Annotated in this window: 17 protein-coding genes and 2 pseudogenes; 11 read left to right on the top strand and 8 right to left on the bottom strand. The window is 69.9% G+C overall.

Annotated features, from left to right (window positions below; translation table 11 throughout):
- Window positions 1-360 precede the first annotated feature (360 nt).
- Together BM414_RS26190 and BM414_RS26185 are read left to right on the top strand one after the other, a co-directional pair.
- Window positions 361-1,368, top strand: a complete 1,008-nt coding sequence (locus BM414_RS26190) for a polysaccharide deacetylase family protein (protein ID WP_245785008.1) — start codon at window positions 361-363, stop codon at window positions 1,366-1,368.
- A 551-nt stretch (window positions 1,369-1,919) separates the two neighbouring features.
- The gene (locus tag BM414_RS26185; RefSeq protein WP_093584473.1) at window positions 1,920-2,777 is read left to right on the top strand and encodes a hypothetical protein; all 858 of its coding nucleotides are present in this window, start codon (window positions 1,920-1,922) and stop codon (window positions 2,775-2,777) included.
- A 1,037-nt stretch (window positions 2,778-3,814) separates the two neighbouring features.
- On the opposite strand, the gene BM414_RS26180 is transcribed toward BM414_RS26185, so the two are convergent.
- Window positions 3,815-5,047: a CapA family protein gene (locus BM414_RS26180; protein ID WP_281246793.1), complete on the bottom strand. Its 1,233-nt coding sequence runs from the start codon at window positions 5,045-5,047 to the stop codon at window positions 3,815-3,817.
- Between the two features lie 334 nt (window positions 5,048-5,381).
- Between BM414_RS26180 and BM414_RS31965 the strand changes: the two are divergent.
- The 4 genes and pseudogenes from BM414_RS31965 to BM414_RS26160 form a co-directional block, all read left to right on the top strand.
- Window positions 5,382-5,669: pseudogene (locus BM414_RS31965) on the top strand (nitroreductase family protein); the annotation flags it as partial.
- Between the two features lie 928 nt (window positions 5,670-6,597).
- The gene (locus BM414_RS26165; RefSeq protein ID WP_093584463.1) at window positions 6,598-6,819 is read left to right on the top strand and encodes a hypothetical protein; all 222 of its coding nucleotides are present in this window, start codon (window positions 6,598-6,600) and stop codon (window positions 6,817-6,819) included.
- A gap of 550 nt (window positions 6,820-7,369) precedes the next feature.
- The gene (locus BM414_RS29780) at window positions 7,370-7,630 is read left to right on the top strand and encodes a hypothetical protein (protein ID WP_175551821.1); all 261 of its coding nucleotides are present in this window, start codon (window positions 7,370-7,372) and stop codon (window positions 7,628-7,630) included.
- Window positions 7,631-7,640: 10 nt separating this feature from the next.
- Entirely contained in the window at window positions 7,641-7,814 is a 174-nt protein-coding gene (locus BM414_RS26160) for a hypothetical protein (protein ID WP_245785007.1), read from the top strand.
- Between the two features lie 1,297 nt (window positions 7,815-9,111).
- Here BM414_RS26160 and BM414_RS26150 read toward each other — a convergent pair.
- Entirely contained in the window at window positions 9,112-10,350 is a 1,239-nt protein-coding gene (locus BM414_RS26150) for a glycosyltransferase (protein WP_217644941.1), read from the bottom strand.
- Between the two features lie 14 nt (window positions 10,351-10,364).
- Complete coding sequence (locus tag BM414_RS29775; protein ID WP_175551824.1) at window positions 10,365-10,955, bottom strand: hypothetical protein; 591 nt, start codon at window positions 10,953-10,955, stop codon at window positions 10,365-10,367.
- 539 nt (window positions 10,956-11,494) lie between these two features.
- Here BM414_RS29775 and BM414_RS26145 point away from each other — a divergent pair.
- Together BM414_RS26145 and BM414_RS31550 are read left to right on the top strand one after the other, a co-directional pair.
- Window positions 11,495-12,868, top strand: coding sequence for an MFS transporter (locus tag BM414_RS26145; RefSeq protein ID WP_093584455.1), 1,374 nt, complete (start codon window positions 11,495-11,497; stop codon window positions 12,866-12,868).
- 167 nt (window positions 12,869-13,035) lie between these two features.
- Window positions 13,036-13,158, top strand: coding sequence for a hypothetical protein (locus BM414_RS31550; protein ID WP_281246792.1), 123 nt, complete (start codon window positions 13,036-13,038; stop codon window positions 13,156-13,158).
- Window positions 13,159-13,290: 132 nt separating this feature from the next.
- On the opposite strand, the gene BM414_RS26140 is transcribed toward BM414_RS31550, so the two are convergent.
- From BM414_RS26140 to BM414_RS26130, 4 genes are all read right to left on the bottom strand, one after another.
- Entirely contained in the window at window positions 13,291-13,662 is a 372-nt protein-coding gene (locus tag BM414_RS26140; RefSeq protein WP_093584452.1) for a type II toxin-antitoxin system VapC family toxin, read from the bottom strand.
- Window positions 13,659-13,781 (bottom strand): hypothetical protein, encoded by a 123-nt coding sequence (locus BM414_RS31545; protein WP_281246791.1) that lies wholly within the window; start codon window positions 13,779-13,781, stop codon window positions 13,659-13,661. The genes BM414_RS26140 and BM414_RS31545 overlap by 4 nt, the downstream gene beginning before the upstream one ends.
- A gap of 329 nt (window positions 13,782-14,110) precedes the next feature.
- Entirely contained in the window at window positions 14,111-14,317 is a 207-nt protein-coding gene (locus BM414_RS29770; protein WP_093584449.1) for a hypothetical protein, read from the bottom strand.
- Window positions 14,318-14,434: 117 nt separating this feature from the next.
- Window positions 14,435-15,202, bottom strand: coding sequence for a DUF4389 domain-containing protein (locus BM414_RS26130; protein WP_093584446.1), 768 nt, complete (start codon window positions 15,200-15,202; stop codon window positions 14,435-14,437).
- Window positions 15,203-15,540: 338 nt separating this feature from the next.
- Here BM414_RS26130 and BM414_RS26125 point away from each other — a divergent pair, with 338 nt between their 5' ends.
- Entirely contained in the window at window positions 15,541-16,140 is a 600-nt protein-coding gene (locus tag BM414_RS26125) for a TetR/AcrR family transcriptional regulator (protein ID WP_175551822.1), read from the top strand.
- 63 nt (window positions 16,141-16,203) lie between these two features.
- On the opposite strand, the gene BM414_RS26120 is transcribed toward BM414_RS26125, so the two are convergent.
- On the bottom strand, window positions 16,204-16,917 hold the full coding sequence (locus BM414_RS26120; protein ID WP_245785010.1) for a tyrosine-type recombinase/integrase: 714 nt from the start codon (window positions 16,915-16,917) through the stop codon (window positions 16,204-16,206).
- Between the two features lie 171 nt (window positions 16,918-17,088).
- On the opposite strand from BM414_RS26120, the pseudogene BM414_RS31960 reads away from it, so the two are divergent.
- Together BM414_RS31960 and BM414_RS26110 are read left to right on the top strand one after the other, a co-directional pair.
- Window positions 17,089-17,322 (top strand): annotated as a pseudogene (locus BM414_RS31960) (helix-turn-helix domain-containing protein); the annotation flags it as partial.
- Window positions 17,295-18,008, top strand: a 714-nt coding sequence (locus tag BM414_RS26110; protein ID WP_425432377.1) for an IS701 family transposase, incomplete at its 3' end; no start/stop codon positions are given. The pseudogene BM414_RS31960 and the gene BM414_RS26110, both read left to right, overlap by 28 nt.

The following is an 18,008-nucleotide window of genomic DNA, read 5'->3' as shown; positions in this document are numbered from 1 at the left end:
AGCGGTTCCGTATCCGCCCAGGGCCGATACTGTGCGTCGGGCCGCCGCGATGGGGGTGGCGAGGGCGCGGGGCCCGGTCATGGGGGGACGCGTGGGCGCCAGCGGTGATGACTTGTGCGGGAGTTGAGCCGACGGGCACTGCTCGGTTGGGCGGGGGCGTCCACGCTCGCCACCGCCGGCTGCGGTGCCGCAAGTCGCTCGTTCACGGCGCCGGCGTCGACGACGTCTGCGCCCGCCACCTCCTCGGCCATACCGGCTCCTGACTCTGCGCCGGTCCCGACACCCGAGGTGCGGCTGATCGGCGACGGGTCGACGGCCGACACCGGCCCGCCACCTCATCAGCCCGTCCCGCGGAGGCTGATGCCGGGCGAGCGGCCGCCCCAGTTCGTGGTCTTCTCCTGGGACGGCGCGGCCAATCTGTCCACCGGTCTGTTCCCTCGGTTCCGGACGCTGGCGCAGGAGCTCGGCGCGTCGATGACCTTCTTCCTCAGCGGTGTGTACGCGCTGCCGGCCGATGCCCGGATGCGCTACGCCCCGCCACGGCATCCGGTGGGCTCCTCCGACATCGGCTTCCTGACGACCCAGGAGGTGCTGGACACGGTGGCGGAGGTCCGCCTGGCCTGGCTGGACGGGCACGAGATCGGCACCCACTTCAACGGTCACTCCTGCGGCGAGAACGGCGTCCGGCTCTGGTCCCCGGAGGATTGGGCCAGCGAGATCGCCCAGGCCAAGCGGTTCGTGCAGACCTGGAAGACCACCACCGGCCGCAGCGACCTGCCGCCGCTGCCCTTTGACTACGACGTCGAGCTGATCGGCGGCCGCACCCCGTGCCTGGAGGGCCAGGACGGCTTGCTGCCCGCCGCGGCCGCACTGGGGTGGGCGTATGACGCCAGCTCACCCGGCGGTCAGCAGGTGTGGCCCGGGAAGAAGCTGGGCCTGTGGGACTTTCCGCTGCCGTCGGTGCCCTTCCCGACGTCCGACCCCAGCCAGAGCGCCAGCGCGCTCGCCATGGACTACAACCTCATGTACCGGCAGACCCAGGGGGACGTGGCCGGCGACCCGGCGATGTATGACACCTGGCGCCAGCAGGCCACCGACGCCTATCTGGCCGGCTTCGAGCGGGCCTACACCACCAACCGTGCCCCGCTGTTCGTCGGCAACCACTTCGAGCAGTGGAACGGCGGGATCTACATGGACGCGGTGGAGGACGCGCTGCGGGCCATCGCCGCCCGGCCCGAGGTGCACCTGGTGTCCTTCCGTCAGCTGGTGGCCTGGTTGGACGTGCAGGACCCCGCCGTCCTCGACCGGCTCCGCACCCTGCCGGTGGGCACACCCCCGGCCGCCGGCTGGCAGTCCTTCCTGGCCTGATCCCGTCCAGGCTCGTCCGGAGGGAGCGATTTACGATTTCGTGCAAGATTGTCGGGACGGGTTGCTCGTGATGGACGGGCCAGGGTCGGGGTGTCGAGAGCCTGGCCCGAGCTGCGGCTGTCGCCGATCGCTGGGTGACCGGGATGTCCCGGGTGTCCCGCGCCGGGTCTGATGGAGGCTCTCCTTCGCCGGAAGGATGAGAGTCATGGCGGCATCGCGGAAGTACCCGGACGAGCTGCGCGAGCGGGCAACCCGGATGGCGGTCGAGGCCCGGTAAGGACCCGGCGACCCGACCGAGGGGCGTTGGCTCGGATCGGCAAGCAGTTGGAAATCAATCCCGAGACGCTGCGGAACGTGTGTCAGGTGCCCTACCTTGGGGCACGTCAGCTTCCTGTCTGCTCTGCGGCGGAACCCGCGTTCGAGCACAGGAGGAATGCGTGCCCCTCCTCGATGACCGTGCGGGTGGCCCTGGCCGGCCCGCGGGTGGACCCGCCCACCGGCGATCCGTTCCGGTCGCTCGACGCCGCAGGAGGCGACTGGCGTGGGCCGGCGTGCTGACCGCCGCGGCCCTCGGCCTGGCGCTGTGGCTGGTTCCCACCGTCGTTGGGGAGTCGCCCGGGGATGAGCCGGCCGCCGGCTCGACGCAGTCTGCGGAGGTGGCTGGCCTGCCGCCGGTGCCCAGCACTGCCCGGATGCCCGAGGATCAGCTGCGCGCCACCATCAGCGACCTCGAGGACCTGGTGCAGGGCGACCCCGACGCCGCGGGACCGGAGACGGACGAGGTGCTCGACACCCTCCGGCAGGTCGAGGTGCTCGGCGGGGGAGAACAGCGCTCGGCCGCGGTCGTGGCGCACGACGCCGTCGGCGCGGCGGTCGCCGCTGGAGGGCTCGCCGCCGCCGTCGGGCAGCAGGTGCAGGAGGTGCTGGCCGGCGTGGCCTGGCCCGAGCGGCTGATCGACCTCGTGCAGACGGTCGGTGCGGACCCGCCCGCTTTCGGCCCGGCCGGCCCGGGTCTGCTCGACCCCCTCATCGCCCTCGACCATCAGGTCCCCGCCGACCAGACCGCCGACCGTGCCGCCGCACTGCTGGAGGACGTGCGGAACGCTGCGGAGCGAGGCGAGTTGAGCGAGGCCTTTGCTGATGCTGCCGTCCCCACGTTGCAGGAGCTGGCCGACCCGGGGCCTCACCGCGCCCTGCAGGACCTCCTCGCCGACGCCGAGCAAGACCCGGGCGCCATCGGCCCGGCCTCCGAGGAGGTGCTGACGTCCCTGCGCGCTATCGCGGAGCTGCCGGTGTGGCCGCAGGGCAATGAGGTGGCCGCACTGTTGGACCTCGTCCGCCGGGACGGTCAGGTGACACCGACCTTCCGAGAGGCCGTCATCCCGGTCCTGGTGCCGCTGGCGCGCTGACCGGCATAAGGCTCGGGCAGCCGGACGCCCCGCTGTCGGAGAAGCTGCCGGACATGACTGACGTTTCCTCACCAGGCCTGTGACCGCGGGTTCGGGCGGAGCCGTGCCCGTTGGTAGGTGAGGCGGTCGGGGTGCAGGAAGCGAGCTCCCGAGGCGAGGGTGGTCTGGCCAGAGAAGCACTCCTGGTCCCCGGGAGCCCGGCCTGGGTGAGTGGCCTCGGCACCGGCCCGCTGCTGGTCACCGTCGGGGCCGTGCTCTGAGGCGCCATCGGCCCAACGGTCCCGATTGGCACGGTCGCCGGCTTCGGCGCTTCCTCCGCGGCCGTGGTGCTCACGCTCCCTCGGCTGCTGCTCGCCGGCGGGGCGTCTGCCGGGTCGCCCGGCGGGGACTCGGCCTCGTTTAGGGGTTGCGTCGCTGAGGCGCCGTCCACGCCACCGCGGGTCGCGACCAGCGCCGTCGCGGCGCCCAGCCCCAGCAACACCACGACCATGACAAGGGCGCAGCACCCGGTCCCGACGCGTTCCGACCACCGGCGGGTGAAACGTTCGGCACGGGCAACGCCCACAGCGGTCAGTGTCACGCCGGTGCTCATGAGCCTTCAGTGAGTGACCGCACCGGCACGGCCGCGGGGTCACGTCGCCGCCCTGGCTCGCTGGTGCAGCTCCGGCGCGGCTGTCTCGAGCCCGAGTAGGGCCGCCGGCACCGCCGCGGCGCGGTCGGGGCCCCAGTGCTGATTGGTCCTCATGCGGCTGGTCCTCTCCGGGGCTCCTCGTGCAGGCTCGCCGTGGACGGGGAAAAGCGGTTCACCGCGACCCTCGCTTTCCAGTGGAGCAAGTCCAGGCGTCATCCGCTCCCCGGTCTCGCGCCCAGCCCCCCGCTGAACCGCCCCTGGTGCGTCCGGAGACTTTGGGTGGCGGTCCCTGCCCTCGGCCGCGGGGCGGTGCAGCCCTCAGGAACCCATGCAACGCACCCGAGATGTGGCTGATCCTGCACTGCCTCGTAGACGAGCTGGCGAGGCTTGGAGGGCGGCCCGGGTGTCAGCAGGTGGGTGCGCTCAGCTCGCCGGTGGTGGTGAGGTCCACGCCGCAGGCGCCGAAGTCGGCGCGGGAGAGGTCTCGCACCACGCCCAGTGCTTGCTGGGCGGGATCGAGCTGGGCGAGTCCTGGGTCGACCATCACGGTGCTGACCAGCTGGCCGGAGTGCCAGGTCCCATCCGCTGCCAGCCGTAGCGTGACGATGCCGCCGATGCCCGCCGGGCCGTCGTTGGAGAGGGTGCGGTAGCCGGTGAAGTTGCCCATGCTGTAGGCGATCAGCCGTCCGCGGTACCACTCCATGCCCCGCAGTACGTGTGGGCCGGCACCCAGGACCGCGTCTGCGCCGGCGTCGATCACCGCATGGGCGAACGCGATGGCGTCTCCTCGGTTCTCGCCGAGGAAGATCTCAGGGCCCGGGCGGACGTGGCCCTGGTCTGCACCTTCCGCGCCGGCGTGGATGGTGACCAGGACGACATCTGCCTGCTCGGCGGCTCGACCGACGAGCTGCTGTGCGGCGGGGATGTCGAGCAGGCTCTGGGCCCAGCCGTAGGGGGCGAAGCCGAGGATCGCCACTCGCAGGGACCCGACGTCCTGCAGGGTCACCTGTCCGGGCATGCCGGTGTACTGCAGACCCGCCGCCGTCAGCGCCGCCTGCGAGTCGCGCAGGCCCGCGTCGCCGAAGTCGTGCGAGTGGTTGTTCGCCAGGTTGATGACGGTGAACCCGGCCTCGCGGAGCCATCCTGCATATGACGGTGGAGTCCGGAAGGCGAAGCAGTCACTGCTGTTGGCGCCGCACTTGGTCGACGTCGCGATGTCGGTGAGGGCCTGGTCCAGGTTGCCCAGCACGACGTCTCCGGTGAGCTGGTCGGCGACGGCGTCGAACAAGTGGCGTCCATCGTCGGGAGGCAACTCCGGCGTCGCCCCCATGATGACGTCGCCGACGGCACTGACCTCGACGCTCGCGGGCGCGGGCTGATCTTGAGACCTTCCTGCCCCGGTGCTGGGCGTCGCCCGGTCGGCGGATGCACCGGCCGAGGTACTAGCCGTCGAACCCTGGCCCGCGGACGGGACGGCAGGACCGCCGGACGAGCATGCGGTGGTGACCAGGGTGACGACCACGGTCAGCAGCGGCCAGAGCAGCTTCGTCGAGGCCGACCGCGCCTCGTTCGGCGATGGGCGTCGGGCCGCCTGCGTCGCCGAGTCCGCGTGTCTCAGTGAACATCCTGCCCGGCGCATACCCGGAATGGTCGAGCAGGTCGGCGCCCGGACGAGCCGGGTCTGCATGGTCAGCCCCTGCGAGGACATCCTGTCTGCGTGGCAAGCACGGCCTGCTGCCGGATCCTCACCCGAGGAGGGCTGCCCGGGTCGCCTTGGCTGACCGCAGCGACGTCCGCAGCACGGCAATCGCGCGCACAACGACGATTCGCCCACACCGACCGATCAGGGGTGCGGGATAGCGCTGACGGCCGGGCTTCGACGGCAGCAGCAGTGGAGCGACCCGCTCCCACAACCCGTCGGGCACGAGCTTCTCGCGGCCAGCTACGGCTTCCCGTCGGACGCGCCCGGCCTCCGCATCGACGTCGGCACGGCGGCGGCGACTCTCATGCTGGCCGCGCACGCGATCGGCATCGGGGCCGGGCCGGTGACCTCGTTCAGTCGCGCCGCGGTTGCCGTGGCCCTCCGCCTGCCTGAGGGCTGGGTTCCCGAACTAGTCGTGTGCCTCGGCCACCCGCGGCCCGGCGGCCCGGCACCGATCCGCGGCCAGCCCCACCTGACCTGGCGCGACCTCACCACATGGGTCCCGCCCGCCCGCTGCCCCGGCGCGGATGCACCCGAGCCCCCACAAAGCGACCCATGACGGCGTCCACCGTCGCCGATCACCTGGCCGACCGACTCGCGGAGCTCAGCAGCGAAAACGTGTTCGGGCGCCGGTCGACCACAGACAAAGTGCTCCGAACCTGCGGGAGGTGCTCACCGTCAAAGCCAGGGAGTGTCTGAGATGAGGGGCCGAGCACTTCCACGGGCATCAGTTGCCGGGTCTGCGCAGCAGACCCGGCTTCGACTTCAGTACTGCAACGGCACTTCTCCTCTAGGTCGGCCTGATTGCACGGTCTGCGGGGCGACACGGCGCTGGGAACGTCATGACACAGGAGAGGGGACAAAGTCACCGCCGACAAGCCGCGCAACCACACCTTCACCATGCACGGGCTGGCCTGGCCGGCCGCGCCGTGGGTGCGCAGCGGCCGGCCGGTCGACTGGATCGGGTCCTTGTCCGGGTTGAGCGCCGCCACCGTCCACGACATCGAGCTCACCGCCACCCGCAGCGGGGACCACGCCTACCGCACAGGGGTGAACCGCCCTGGCGAGTCCGGAGACTCCATCCTCCTCAAGGACTGGAGTCTCCGGACTCGCCGGGGCGGTTCAGACAGCAGACTGCTCGGTGATCGAATGGGCCTCGCGCGGAGGCGGGAGTCAGCATGTGCGACATGGCACCGATCCGGGCGCTCAGGACGGCGGTGCCGTCTGAAGCGGCTGCCCATTCCGACGGCAACGCTGATGCCTCCCCGCCAGCGTTCCTCGAGCGGGTCCACCAGCAAGCTACCGCCCTCTTGCTGCCATTATCGATGAGTGGCAGAAGGCGCGCGATGCCCTCCTCCGACACTAGCCGGCGAGGACGGCTCGACGGCACTCCTCTCCCACCTACACCGACACCGTCGGCTTTGGTCCAGAGCGACCGCTGAGCGCTGAGGCAGTGTTGGCGCAGGCTCGTAGATAGAGAGGCTGTCGTGCCCGTCCTGAACGAGTTGACGGCGATTCAAGCCGACGCCATCCGTGCCACGGCGGCGATACACGACCGTGATCCTGACGAGCTGGCGCTTGAGCTGATCGACCTGTTGGCCGCGGACAAGACCCCCTTCCCCATCGACGCTACTTCCGCACTTCCCGCGCTCGCGACCGACCACGATGACACCGTGCGGATTCTTCTGCCCCTCAAGGACCGGCAGTGAGCAACGTTCGCCACGGATCCCCGCAGTGGCTCTGGCACGCCAGCACTTCGCCGACGAGCTCAAGACCTGGGCCGGCGACACCACGTATTGGGACGTCACCGGGCACCCCGGTGGCCCGCTGCTGAGGTCGATGCGTCAGAATGGTCACCGATGTCTCACGGCCCGTGGTCGAGGACCGCTCTCGCTCGGACAAGCGGCGGGGCTGCCCGGTGCCTCGCTTCTCGCGGCGACCAACTCCACAACACCGGCGATCTGTCCGCTGGTCCTTCCAGGCCGGACGGTCTTGGCGTCGACCCACTGACCCCCCTCGGTACCCGAGCCGCGTGGTTCAGCGCCGGCTTCGGCCCGTGCCCCGTCTCCCCATTCATCTCGGCATTGATGGAGGAGCTTGTCGTGTGCGATCCCCTCACGCCGATCGCGGTCGTGGTCGAGGCGAAGCTGTCCGGCGCGCCGCCGGCGCGCCGCCGGGGCGCACCGCCCGCCTCATCCTTGATTTGGGCTACGCCACCGACGAGGCCGCCACACTCGTCGCGATCTAACCGAAGGCCTGATGATCCAGATCGAGGCGAAACTCACGGATCCGGCCACCGACCTGTCCGCCGAGCTGGCCGGTGCGCTGGCCGAACTCGCCGGCACGCTGGCCGAGCGACCCAACAATCGGGCCACCGTCACCACCTTGACACGCCGCTGGCGCGCGCCTGGCACGCCCATCCCGCCGGGTGGGGGCGGTGAGGGATCCCCGCATGAGCTGCCACGGGAATCAGTGGACAGTCGGCGCCGACCGCATCGGGCCGCGGCGCTGGTCCGGTGAGGTCGTTGCGATGCCGGCCGGTCGGCTGCATGCGGTCAGCGGCGCCGGTTTGATCCTCGGTCGGGCGCTGTGCCTGGCCTCGGTGATCCTGCTGGACCCGCGCGACTGGCGCTGGCCTGATGACGGCGATGAGGACTGGCCGCTGTGCTGGATCTGCCTCACGCTGACCCATCCGCCGTCCTGACTCGGATGACCGGCCGCCCGAGGGACGCAGACGTGCGCAGCGCCCGGGGACGGCGACGCCTGCCCGGTACCGACCTACCTCAAAGCGCACAAGCGAGGATGCTGGTGGCGGTGGACCGGCACGACGCCCAGGACCCCTCCCGCCAATCGGCCGGCGCCCAGCTGATCGGCTTCTACTGTCCCGTGTGCGGCTACCTCCTCTCCGCCCAAGACCACCAGCCAGCTTCCGCGCCGACGTGTGCCGGCTCTAAGGCCAGAACCGGCAAACGGCATGAGCCGACACAGATGACGACGCCTCCTTTCGACTGAGCTCTTTGGCTCGTCTTGTAGCACTCGGGTGGCTTTGACGGTCATGTGTCCCAAGAGTGCCGGATAAGGGAAGCTGGAGCGGCGAAGTCCGGGTTGGGTACGCGTGATGCATGCGACAGCCCGACCCCATCACATTCAACGGGGCTGACACTCGGTGAATAATCTCAGTCAGCAGCCGGTCAGTCGCTTCGATCGCATGTGCGCATCGAGATCAAGCCCCACGCGCACGACACGCGAAATCCCGTGCATCTTACGCGAGCCCAGTAGCGATACTTATCAAGATGCCCCCAGTGGACGCTCGTCGCTTCGGTTATGCAGAGCCTGACCAGTGGCTACGAAGTAATCAGGGTTCTCACAATCCGTGAGTGCTGGAGAGCCGATTTGGTATCGTCGTCGTCAGATTATTCTCTCGAGGGCACCTCTCGCCTGTCGCACGCGGCCCTGAAGTGACCCGTCGGCTAAACACCGCCTTGCAGGAGCCAAGCAGGGAGGGCCCGGAAGGCCCGACGGAGCAAGCATCCCGAGAAGTTCCGGCAGCGTGGCCAGCAGTCGGTCGATGAACACCAGCCAATGCCTTGCACCGCCCCTAATCGCCCGCCGGCGCGGCCGATCGGCCCCGGTTTCGCGGTCCCACGTACCTGCCAGCGCGGCCGCGACTCCGCGACCAGCTCGGCCAAGACCTCCCGGGACAGCCCGGTCGCATGGCGATCGGCAACAGCAGCGGCACGCGCTAACGTCCTGGATACACTCCGACCCTGCCCCGTCCGTCACGAGCAAGCCGTCCCGCCAACCGTGCACGAGGTCATAAGCACCGGTCACAGGTTCGAGTCCTGCCGGACGCGCAACTTCTGTCTGACCTGCGCCTGCGGGCAGCCGCGCCATTCCCGCCGGCACGTTCCTCGGCGGTCAGCTCACCACCCGAGGTGTCTCATGCATCTGGCGGAGCGCACCCTGCGCCGACCGTCGGGATAGTCCGTGCCCTCCGCCCGTCATGCCCCTCGGCTACGCGGCTCGACCAGGCTCTCCAGCACGCGGATCGCCTCACGCACGCCGTCCTCATGACGGAGCGCCCCCGCGAGGGGCGCTAGGTGCGCGGCGTAGGACGGGGTCTCGAGGGCCGAACGCAGCCTGCGCTCGAGCGTGTTGGCGTCGAGCTGTTCGCGGGGCAGCGGCGCGGGGCCGAGCCCTCGCTCGGCCAGGAGACGGGCCCAAAAGCGCTGATCGTAGTCAAAGGGGACCACCACCGAGACCCGCCCTGCGCGCAGCGCCGCGGCCGTGGTGCCGGCGCCGCCGTGGTGGACGACCGCGCGCACCCGCTCGAAGAGCCAGCCGTGGGGCACGTCGTCCACCACGCAGAGGTGCGGCGCGCGCTCCGGGGCGAGACCACCCCAGCCCCGCGCCAGCACGCCGCGCAGACCAAGCCGACCGAGCGCCACGGCCACCGCCTGCGCCGTCCGCTCGCCGTCGCGCGCGGTCATGCTGCCGAAGCCCACGTAGACAGGCGCGTCATCCGCATCAAGGAACGCGCGGAGCTCGGGCCGCGGAGGCGCATCCACGGCGTGGAGGAAGCCCGTCTGGTGAACGCGCGGACCCCAGTCGGCGGGGCGAGGCAGCAGGGCGGGCGACACTGCGCAGAGGAGCGCGTCAGTGTGCTCCCACCGGTGCGCGCGCAAGCGACCGCGGGCGACCGGCGCAAGCCCCAGGCGCCGCCGCCACGGGGCCACCAGGCGCGCGGTGCTCTGCGTCATCAGCTGCTGCTCCACGGCGTAGGAGGCCAGGTTGCGGCGCGGCCCGAAGGACAGGCGCTCGCCCGCGAAGAGGGGGTGCGCAAAGGCCGCCGTGGCAGCACCCGGGACAAAGGACAGCGCCGCGCACGGGATGCCGCGCGACTCGGCGAGGTGATAGGCGGGGAAGGCCAAGCCGGTGTGGACGATCACGTCCGCGCCGCGGCAGACTTCCTCGAAGGCGGGCAGGTAGCCGGCCAGCAGGCGCTGGTACACGCTCCAGAACAGCACCCTCCCGAGCACACCCGAGAAGGTCGGGCGCCGCCGCCTTGAGGCGCGGAAGCGCGCCGGTAACTCGCCCAGCGAATGGAACTCGAGCCCGAGCGCCGCCGCGCGGGCGCCGAAGGGCGCGAGCGCGCCGAGACGCACCGACCACCCCGCGTCGATCAGCCCTCGACCGAGCGCCAGGCAGGGCTCGACGTCGCCCTGCGAGCCGACGGCCACGAGCACTACACGCTTCACCGGCGCCCTCGCAGGCGCCGCAACGGCTTGGCCGCGAAGCTGTCGACGAAGCTCGCAGCGTAAGTGCCGATGAGCTTCGCCCGCGAGTAGGCGTACACGTACACCGTGAGTCCGCTGGACGTGGCCGGGCCCGCGTAGATCATCTCGGGACCCATGATCTTGTACCACCGGTTCAGCGGGTTCTCGTAGCCCGAGCCCAGGATCACGGGCCGGCCGCACCTGACGCAGTCGTAGATGATCCGCGTCCAGACCAGCAGCGCGAAGGCGGTGTGCCCAATGCCCTCGTTGCGCCAGATGAGGTTGAGTTCGGCCTGTTGCTCCAGCGGCACCCGTTGGAGCCAGGTCTGCCGCGGCCCCTGCGGCACCACGCTCAGTAGGATGAGCTCCGGCCCGAGATTGACGATGTAACCTCCGACCATCGCCCCGGCGCGGTCGAATACGCCCACCACCCGGGTGCAGCGCTCGATGCGCGACGTGGGGATGGTGAGCTCGAGGGCGCCAGCCGACCTGCGCGCGAGCTCCGCGCAAAACTGGTTGAGGAACTCGCGGTGCTCCGCTTCCGTGTGAAGGTCCCGGAACGAGAACATCGACGCCGGAGCCTACGCCTGTGTCCGCGCTCGCGGGTCACGATGAGCTGTGCCCGTGCGGCGCGGACTTCCACGCTCCAACGACGGGGCGGCGCGAGCGTGCTTGCGGGCGATACGGCTCGCTCGCCGGCGCCGGTCGTGTACGGATAGTCGACTGCGGGCAGGTCGCCGGCTCCTCCGCGGCCACCGGCGCCGCCGGTGCGCTCGTCCGCTCCAGACACCACCGCGGCGCCTGCCCCTCCGACCAGGAAGAAGGCGGGCGCCTCGTCGTTCACACGGCCTCGATCTCGGCTCGCGCCGAGCCGACCCGGCGGCCTTCTTTCCACCCTGGTTGCGTCGGCGGGCACACTCGGGGACACCTACACAACGCTTCACAAACATCCCGACGGGAGCACGCGGCGACGGGCGGCCTCGATCCAGGCGCTGCTGGTTCGACCCTTGGGTCCCTCCACACGACCTCGATCCGGTATTGCACCTGTCAACTGGTAGCTGGATCCTCCCCTCAGTCGTTTGGCAGTTCACGTGATCAGGAGATCGCGATGTGCGCCGCTGTCCCGCCCGGGAACCCCTCCAGGGCTGGCCGGTCCGGTACGCCCCCGTCCGGATTCAACAGGCGTCCAACCGCGGCGCTGGACGCACTCGAGCACCGCAGCGCGGTAGAAGAAGCGGAACTCGAACACGAGTCGCCGGTCAGCCATCGGGTCGGCTGGGGACTCGTCGCCCTGTACGCCCTCGCCTACATGGGCACGTGGCTCATGCTGCTGTCACCGGTGCTGGTGACGCTGGCGCTGAAGGTGAAGAGCCTGGTCGGCACCCAGGACGGACCCGGAGCGCTGGGCCTCGTCGCTGGCGTCGGCGCGCTTCTGGCCATGCTGAGCACCCCCATCTTCGGCAAACTCAGCGATCGCACCACGTCCCGGCTGGGGATGCGTCGGCCCTGGATGATTATGGGGCTCATCGGCGGCGCCGTCGGCCTGCTGATCGTCGTCCTCGCGCGAAGCATCCCGGTTGTCTTGCTCGGCTGGTGCATCGCGCAGTTGGCGCTCAACGCCCTGCTCGTCGCGCAGGTCGCGGTGCTCCTCGATCACATGCCGGCCAGCCAGCGGGGCACCGTCTCCGGGGTCCTCGGGGCCTGCCTGCCAATCGCTCTGATCGTCGGCTCCTTCGTGGTGCAGCTAGCGGCGCCCAACCAGGCGGCCATGTTCCTGTTGCCGGTGGCGGTCGGCGGCGTGTTCGTCGTGCTGTTCGCTGTCGTGCTCAAGGACCGGCGTCTCGTCCCAGCGCACAAACCCCCGTGGTCCGGGCGGGAGTTGGCCCGCACCTTCTACGTGAATCCGCGTCGCCAGCCGGACTTCGCCTGGGCGTGGGGGAGCCGCTTCCTGTTCATCCTCGCGTTCTCGTTCCTCACCACGTATCAGGCGTTCTACTTATTGGACACGCTGGGCTCGGCCGAGGCCGACGTCCCCCAGCAGGTCTTCCTCGCCACTCTGGTGTTCTCGGCCCTGACCGTCGTATCCAGCGTCGTCGGCGGCAGGCTCTCCGACGCCACCGGCCGACGCAAGGTGTTCGTGCTCATCGCTGCTGTCGTCTACGGCATCGCGCTCTTCTTTGTCGCCGCGGCTGGCCAGTTCGACGGCTTCCTGATCGGGATGGCGATCGCGGGCGTGGGTTTCGGCGTGTACGCGGCGGTTGGCCTCGCCCTGGTCGCCGACGTGCTGCCCGACCCCAACAACGCCGCCAAGGACCTCGGGGTGTTCAACATCGCCAGCGCCATGCCGCAGTCGGTCGCACCGGCCATCGCGCCCGCCATTCTGGCGATCGGCGGGGGCTCCTACTCCGTGCTGTTCGCCGTCGCCGGCGGCGTCGCGGTGCTGAGCGCGCTGGCCATCCTGCCAGTGAGGAGGGTCCGCTGACGTCCCGGATCGTGGAGCGTTCAAGACTCTCCAGCGACGTACAGACAGTGACCCGCGCTGTACGCCATGGAGGACACCCCTGAGCGGGAGAAGGTGGTTCACCTTCACTACTTCGTTGGGGGCTGTGACTGGTGGGTGGTCGAGCTCGACTCGATGAGCGGCCACAGTTGGTCTTCGGCTACGTCTGCCTGGGTGATCCGCAGATGGCCGAGTGGGGCTACATCGACCTTATGGAGCTGGCCGAGGTGTTCCGGCCGCCGTTGATCATCGTCGAGCGTGATCTTGGTTAGACACCGCGCCCGGCGCGAGAGGTGATCCCTTACCTGTAGGCCATGACGGCTGCCCTGCCCCAGGTGGGCGGGCGAGCCCGGTGGGCTGGCGCTCACTCGGCTTGCCCGTACCCCTTTCAGGAGCACCACACGTCAGCGGATCAACTGGAGATTGACGCCAAACTCATCGGCCCATCTCTGCCAGGAGCGATCAGCGGTGTAGGCGGGGCTTGACAGGCTGCGGGCGAGAGCTAGATAGACACGGTCGGCGATGCCCAGACCGGACTGGTGGCGGTAGAACGAAGCTGTGAGGCGGGCGAAGGGCGTCACGGTGATGCCCAGATCCTCGAGTGCTGCGTCGACTTCTTCGGCAGTCACGCCGAGGCATGCTGCCTTCTGTAGAACCTCGGCGTAGTCGACCGAGCTGATCGTCGCGTCGTTGTGGGCTGCTGCGCGGGAGACGACGTCTGCGCCGGGTTCGTCTTTGATGAGGGCCAGCAGGGCAGAGTCATCGAGGACGATCACTCGATGGTTCGCCTTGGTTTGGGGTTGCGTTCGGCAACGACGTCATCGGTCAGACCGATTTGATCTTCCGCGGCAGCCTCCAGGTGGCGCTCGGCGAGCAGCTCGTCGATCAGGTTCACCTTCGGACCGCCACCTGCGGTCGTTGGCGAGATCCAGGACGAAGGCCGCGGTCTGCGCCACCGCCGCAGGGACGACGACCTTGCAGGCCAAGGTCACCGTGTCGGGATCTCACTGCCGCTCGCAGCCGTCGGTACAGGGGCGATGGTCCCGCACGCCTTTCCCTCACCGGCGCCGGACGGCGACAACATAACCCCTTTTATGTTGTCGCCCGGGACGTCACTGCGGCAGCGCCGCCGAGAGGTTGGGTCGAGAGAAGCAGTCAGGCCGTCTCGACGGTCGCGCCTGCGCCGAAGAGGGTGATGGGGACGGTGGTCTCGTCGACGATGTTCTAGCCGGTGCCAGACAGGAAGCGGAAGTCGGGGCTGTTGCGGGCACGCTGCAGCAAGCGCGCCTTTTGCTCTTTGCTCGGGGAACCGGGGCGCGAGACCAACTCGATGAAGGTGATGAGGTACAGCGCACCCGCCAGCAACGCCGTCCTCCTCAGTTGGTCCATTGGGATTGCGCTGGTTAGTGCGGTTCGGCTGGTGATCGCCATGACGGTCTCGTCCGGTGGATCGATGGTTAGCCGCGCCGTCTTCGCGATGGCTGGATGTGGCGGAGTCGGTTGACCTGGCCGCCCCGGGCCGGGCGTCATCCCGGGGCGGCGAGGGGCTCACCGAGCGGGAACGGGCGGAGCCGGCGGGGTTGCAGCCGGCTGCCCGGACGGCGCCGGCGGGATGGGACCGGCGGGCACCGAGCCGGGGTCGATGCCACCCTGGTCGAGCCGGAACGGCGGGTAGCGGTCGGTCATGAGGGCGGCGTACGCGGTCACCCGCATCGCCCAGCGACCCATGCCCAGGATGAAGTCGTACAGCGGCCGGGGATAGCGGCCGGTGAACAGCAGCACGACCGCGGCGATGAGCACCAGCAGGGTGACCAGGCTGACCCCGGCGCCCCAGCCGCTGTCCCAGCCGTTGTCGGCGGTTCCCACCTGGGTACCGAGCCAGAGTCCGCCGCCGACGAAGACCGACAGGATCAGGTAGTGCGGAATGGGCAACAGCCACCACTTCACCAGCACCAGCCCGCGGGAGAGCCGGTCGGGATAGGCCACGTCCAGGTGGGCGGGGTAGTCCGGCACGTCGGCCAGGGTGAACGGCGGGTAGCGGTCGGTACCCAGAGCCCAGTAGCCGTAGTAGTGCACCCGCCAGGACCAGCGCAGGACGCCAACGTTGAAGTCGAACAGCGGCCGCGGGTAGCGCGCGGTGAACAGGATCGCAAAGAACGCAACCACGCTGACCACCAGGAAAGCCAGCCAGAGAAAGGCCAGCACGACGTAGTGCGGGATGAGCAGCAGCCATTTCACCAGCCATAGCCCGCGCGAGACCGACGCGTCCTCCGACGCGTCCACGCGGACCGGGTACGGCGTTCGGTTCTCCGTCACGACTTTTCCTCTCCTGGCAGGTGGTGCACCGCGGCTGGTGCACCGCGACGGTGTCCGCGGCGCCGGGATGCTCGCCCGTCCCCCGGGCGGCAGGTGCGACATCCGCCGGGGCGCTGGACCGGCGGACGAGACCGATGTGCGCGAGGGCAGCACAACCCCGGACCGCGGATCCCCGGGGCTGAGGCGACTGCGCTGATGGCAGACGTTGGTTCCACCTGCAGCTCCTACGCAACGAGCGGTAGCGTAAATATTGTCGCCACTGCAGTAGCTTAGGCCGCTAGGGTACAAAGTCACGGGGTTAATTTCGATACAGTGGGTTGCGGAGGAACATGGGCGTTATGCCAGAGGCGTCAGCGGGCCGCGGACGGCCACGGGACCGCGCTCTCGACGACCGCATCCTCGAGCAGGTCCTTGCCCTGCTCGGCTCCCACGGCTACGCCGGCCTGACCCTCGACGAGTTGGCCGCCCGCAGCGGCGTCGCCAAGACCACGATCCTGCGTCGCTGGCCGTCGAAGGCCGCGGTCGCCGCCGCGGGCGTGGAGCGACTGGCCCTGCAGACTGTCGACGTGCCCGACTCCGGCACGCTGCGCGGTGACCTGCGGTCGCTGCTGCACGGTGCGGTGGAGTCGTTCGTCCGAGGCCGTGGGCAGTTCGTGCCCCGGCTGCTGCGCGAGACGGGGCATCACCCGGAGATCGCCGACTTGCTCTACACCGTCATCCACACCCGACGACAAGCCTACCGGAGAGTCCTCGCGCTGGCGGTCGCCCGGGGCGAACTCGCTCCCACGGTCGATCAGGAGCTCATGATCGACCTGCTCATCGGCCCGTTCTGGACACGGCTGCTGATCACCCGAGATCCCATCACCGAGCAGTACGTGGACTGCAACGTCGAGGCCGTGCTCACCGCCTTCTCCGTGAACCCGGCGGTAACCGGATGACGGGCCATCGGGGCGGACGTCCGCCGCGCGTCCGGCCTAAGTGGCTAGGGAACGGAACCGCGCTCAGCGCGTGCTGCGGTGATGGTCGACCACCCAGCTCGCCGCGGCCCGCCCACAAGAGCAGTGCAACGAGTGAGATCTCCAGGACGAGGTGGAGCGCCGCACTGGAGATGACGACCGCCAGCCCCCGACGATGAGCAGCGGAACCAGCAAGTAGCCCAGGGCTCGCACCCATCCGGGCATCACACCGGCACGCATCGCGGCCCAGGTCACAGTGACCGGGAACGGCGCCAGCAGGATCAACTTTTCAGACGCCGGTTCGACGGTCACGTAGAGTCCTGGGTAAGCGCTGTGGCTACCAGGTAGTTGGGGGAGCAGTCGAGGTTGTGGGCGGCTGCGGTCGTAGCGGCGGGTGGTGCGGGGGTCGGCGTGGCCGAGCGCATCCTGCACGTCCTGGAGAGCAGCACCCAAGCGCAGCGACTCGGTGGCGTACGAGTGGCGCAGGCTGTGCAGGGTGACGCCGGCGGGCAGGCCGGCGGAGCGGCAGAGTCGGCCGAGCTGCTCGTAGGCGAGCTGGTAGCCGTAGCGGTGACCGTCGGGGCTAGCCATGAAGATCGGGCCGGTGGTGCGCTCGGCGATGTAGTCGTCGAGCGCGCGCACGACCGGGGGAGCCAGCGGCACGCGCGCTGGCTTGCCACCCTTACGGGTCACCTTGAGCACTCGGTGGCCGTGATCGTGGCCGTAGTCGCGGACGTCGGCGCCGAGCGCTTCGGAGATGCGCAGAGGCAGCGATGACCCTCAGATAACGTCCTCTATCTGCGGGTCAAGGCGACTCTGTCAGTTACGACCTCGTGCATGGTTAGCGGGACGGCTTGCTCGTGAGGAGCGCGGCAGGGTCGTGGTGTGTCGAGGAGCCTGGCGCGCGCCGCTGCTGTCGCCGATCGCTAGGTGACGGGACTGTCCCGAGAAGTGCTGGCTGAGCTGGTCGCCGAGCTGGGGCCGCGCTGGCAGGCGCGCCAGGACGCGCGGCTGGCCGATCGGCCGCGGCGGCGGGCGGTTGGCGCGGGTGCAAAGCATCGGCTGGTGTTCCTCGACCGGCTGCTGGTCACCCTGGTGCACCTGCGCCACGCAGTCACTCACGACGTGCTGGCCTGGTGGTTCGGGGTGTCCCGCTCGACGATCACCCGGGCGGTCGGCGGGCATGGGCCGATGACCGCGACCGGGCAAGTGCGGCCGGCATCGGCGATGACGTCGGGTTCGCCACCAAGCCCGAGCTGGCCCGCCGCATGCTGCAGCGCGCCCTGGACGCCGGGGTGCCGGCGGGCTGGCTGACCGCCGATGAGATCTACGGCCAGGACAAGCGACTGCGGGTGTGGTGCGAGCAACACGGCCTGCCCTACGTGCTGGCCACCCGCTCCAACGACACCGTCGCGGCAATCGACTGGCGCCAGCGCCGGGTCCGCGCCTTGATCGCCGGGCTCCCCGAGTCAGCCAGGACTCGGTGCTCGGCCGGGGCCGGCGCGGACGGCCAGCGGTTCTACGACTGGGCCCGGGTTGAGTTGCTGGGCGGCTTCGACCCGGGCTGGGCACGATGGATGCTGGCCCGCCGGGCCATCCCTGCCAGCCTCGGCGAGGAACCCGAGCTGGCCTACTACGTCTGCGCCGGACCCGCCGGAACCACCCTCGAGCAACTCATCGCCGTGGCCGGTGGTCGCTGGCGGATCGAGGAGTGTTTCCAGGCGGCCAAGAACGAGGCCGGGCTGGCCTCCTACCAGGTGCGGGACTACACCGCCTGGTATCGGCACATCACCCTGGCAATGCTCGCCCACGCCTATCTGAGTGCCACCCGCGCCAGCGCGGAAAAGGGG

It is taken from the genome of Geodermatophilus amargosae, from assembly GCF_900116515.1.
Taxonomy (GTDB): domain Bacteria; phylum Actinomycetota; class Actinomycetes; order Mycobacteriales; family Geodermatophilaceae; genus Geodermatophilus; species Geodermatophilus amargosae.
The sequence above is the reverse complement of the archived record's forward strand: the minus strand, read 5'-3'. Positions and strand labels throughout refer to the sequence as shown.

Excerpts from the sequence above, each read along its gene's own strand:
- BM414_RS26190 (WP_245785008.1), top strand. The coding sequence starts at position 361 with ATGCCGGGCGAGCGGCCGCCCCAGTTCGTGGTCTTCTCCTGGGACGGC.
- BM414_RS26180 (WP_281246793.1), bottom strand. The coding sequence starts at position 5,047 with ATGCGCCGGGCAGGATGTTCACTGAGACACGCGGACTCGGCGACGCAG.
- BM414_RS29780 (WP_175551821.1), top strand. The coding sequence starts at position 7,370 with ATGATCCAGATCGAGGCGAAACTCACGGATCCGGCCACCGACCTGTCC.
- BM414_RS26160 (WP_245785007.1), top strand. The coding sequence starts at position 7,641 with ATGCCGGCCGGTCGGCTGCATGCGGTCAGCGGCGCCGGTTTGATCCTC.
- BM414_RS29775 (WP_175551824.1), bottom strand. The coding sequence starts at position 10,955 with ATGTTCTCGTTCCGGGACCTTCACACGGAAGCGGAGCACCGCGAGTTC.
- BM414_RS26145 (WP_093584455.1), top strand. The coding sequence starts at position 11,495 with ATGTGCGCCGCTGTCCCGCCCGGGAACCCCTCCAGGGCTGGCCGGTCC.
- BM414_RS29770 (WP_093584449.1), bottom strand. The coding sequence starts at position 14,317 with ATGGCGATCACCAGCCGAACCGCACTAACCAGCGCAATCCCAATGGAC.
- BM414_RS26125 (WP_175551822.1), top strand. The coding sequence starts at position 15,541 with ATGCCAGAGGCGTCAGCGGGCCGCGGACGGCCACGGGACCGCGCTCTC.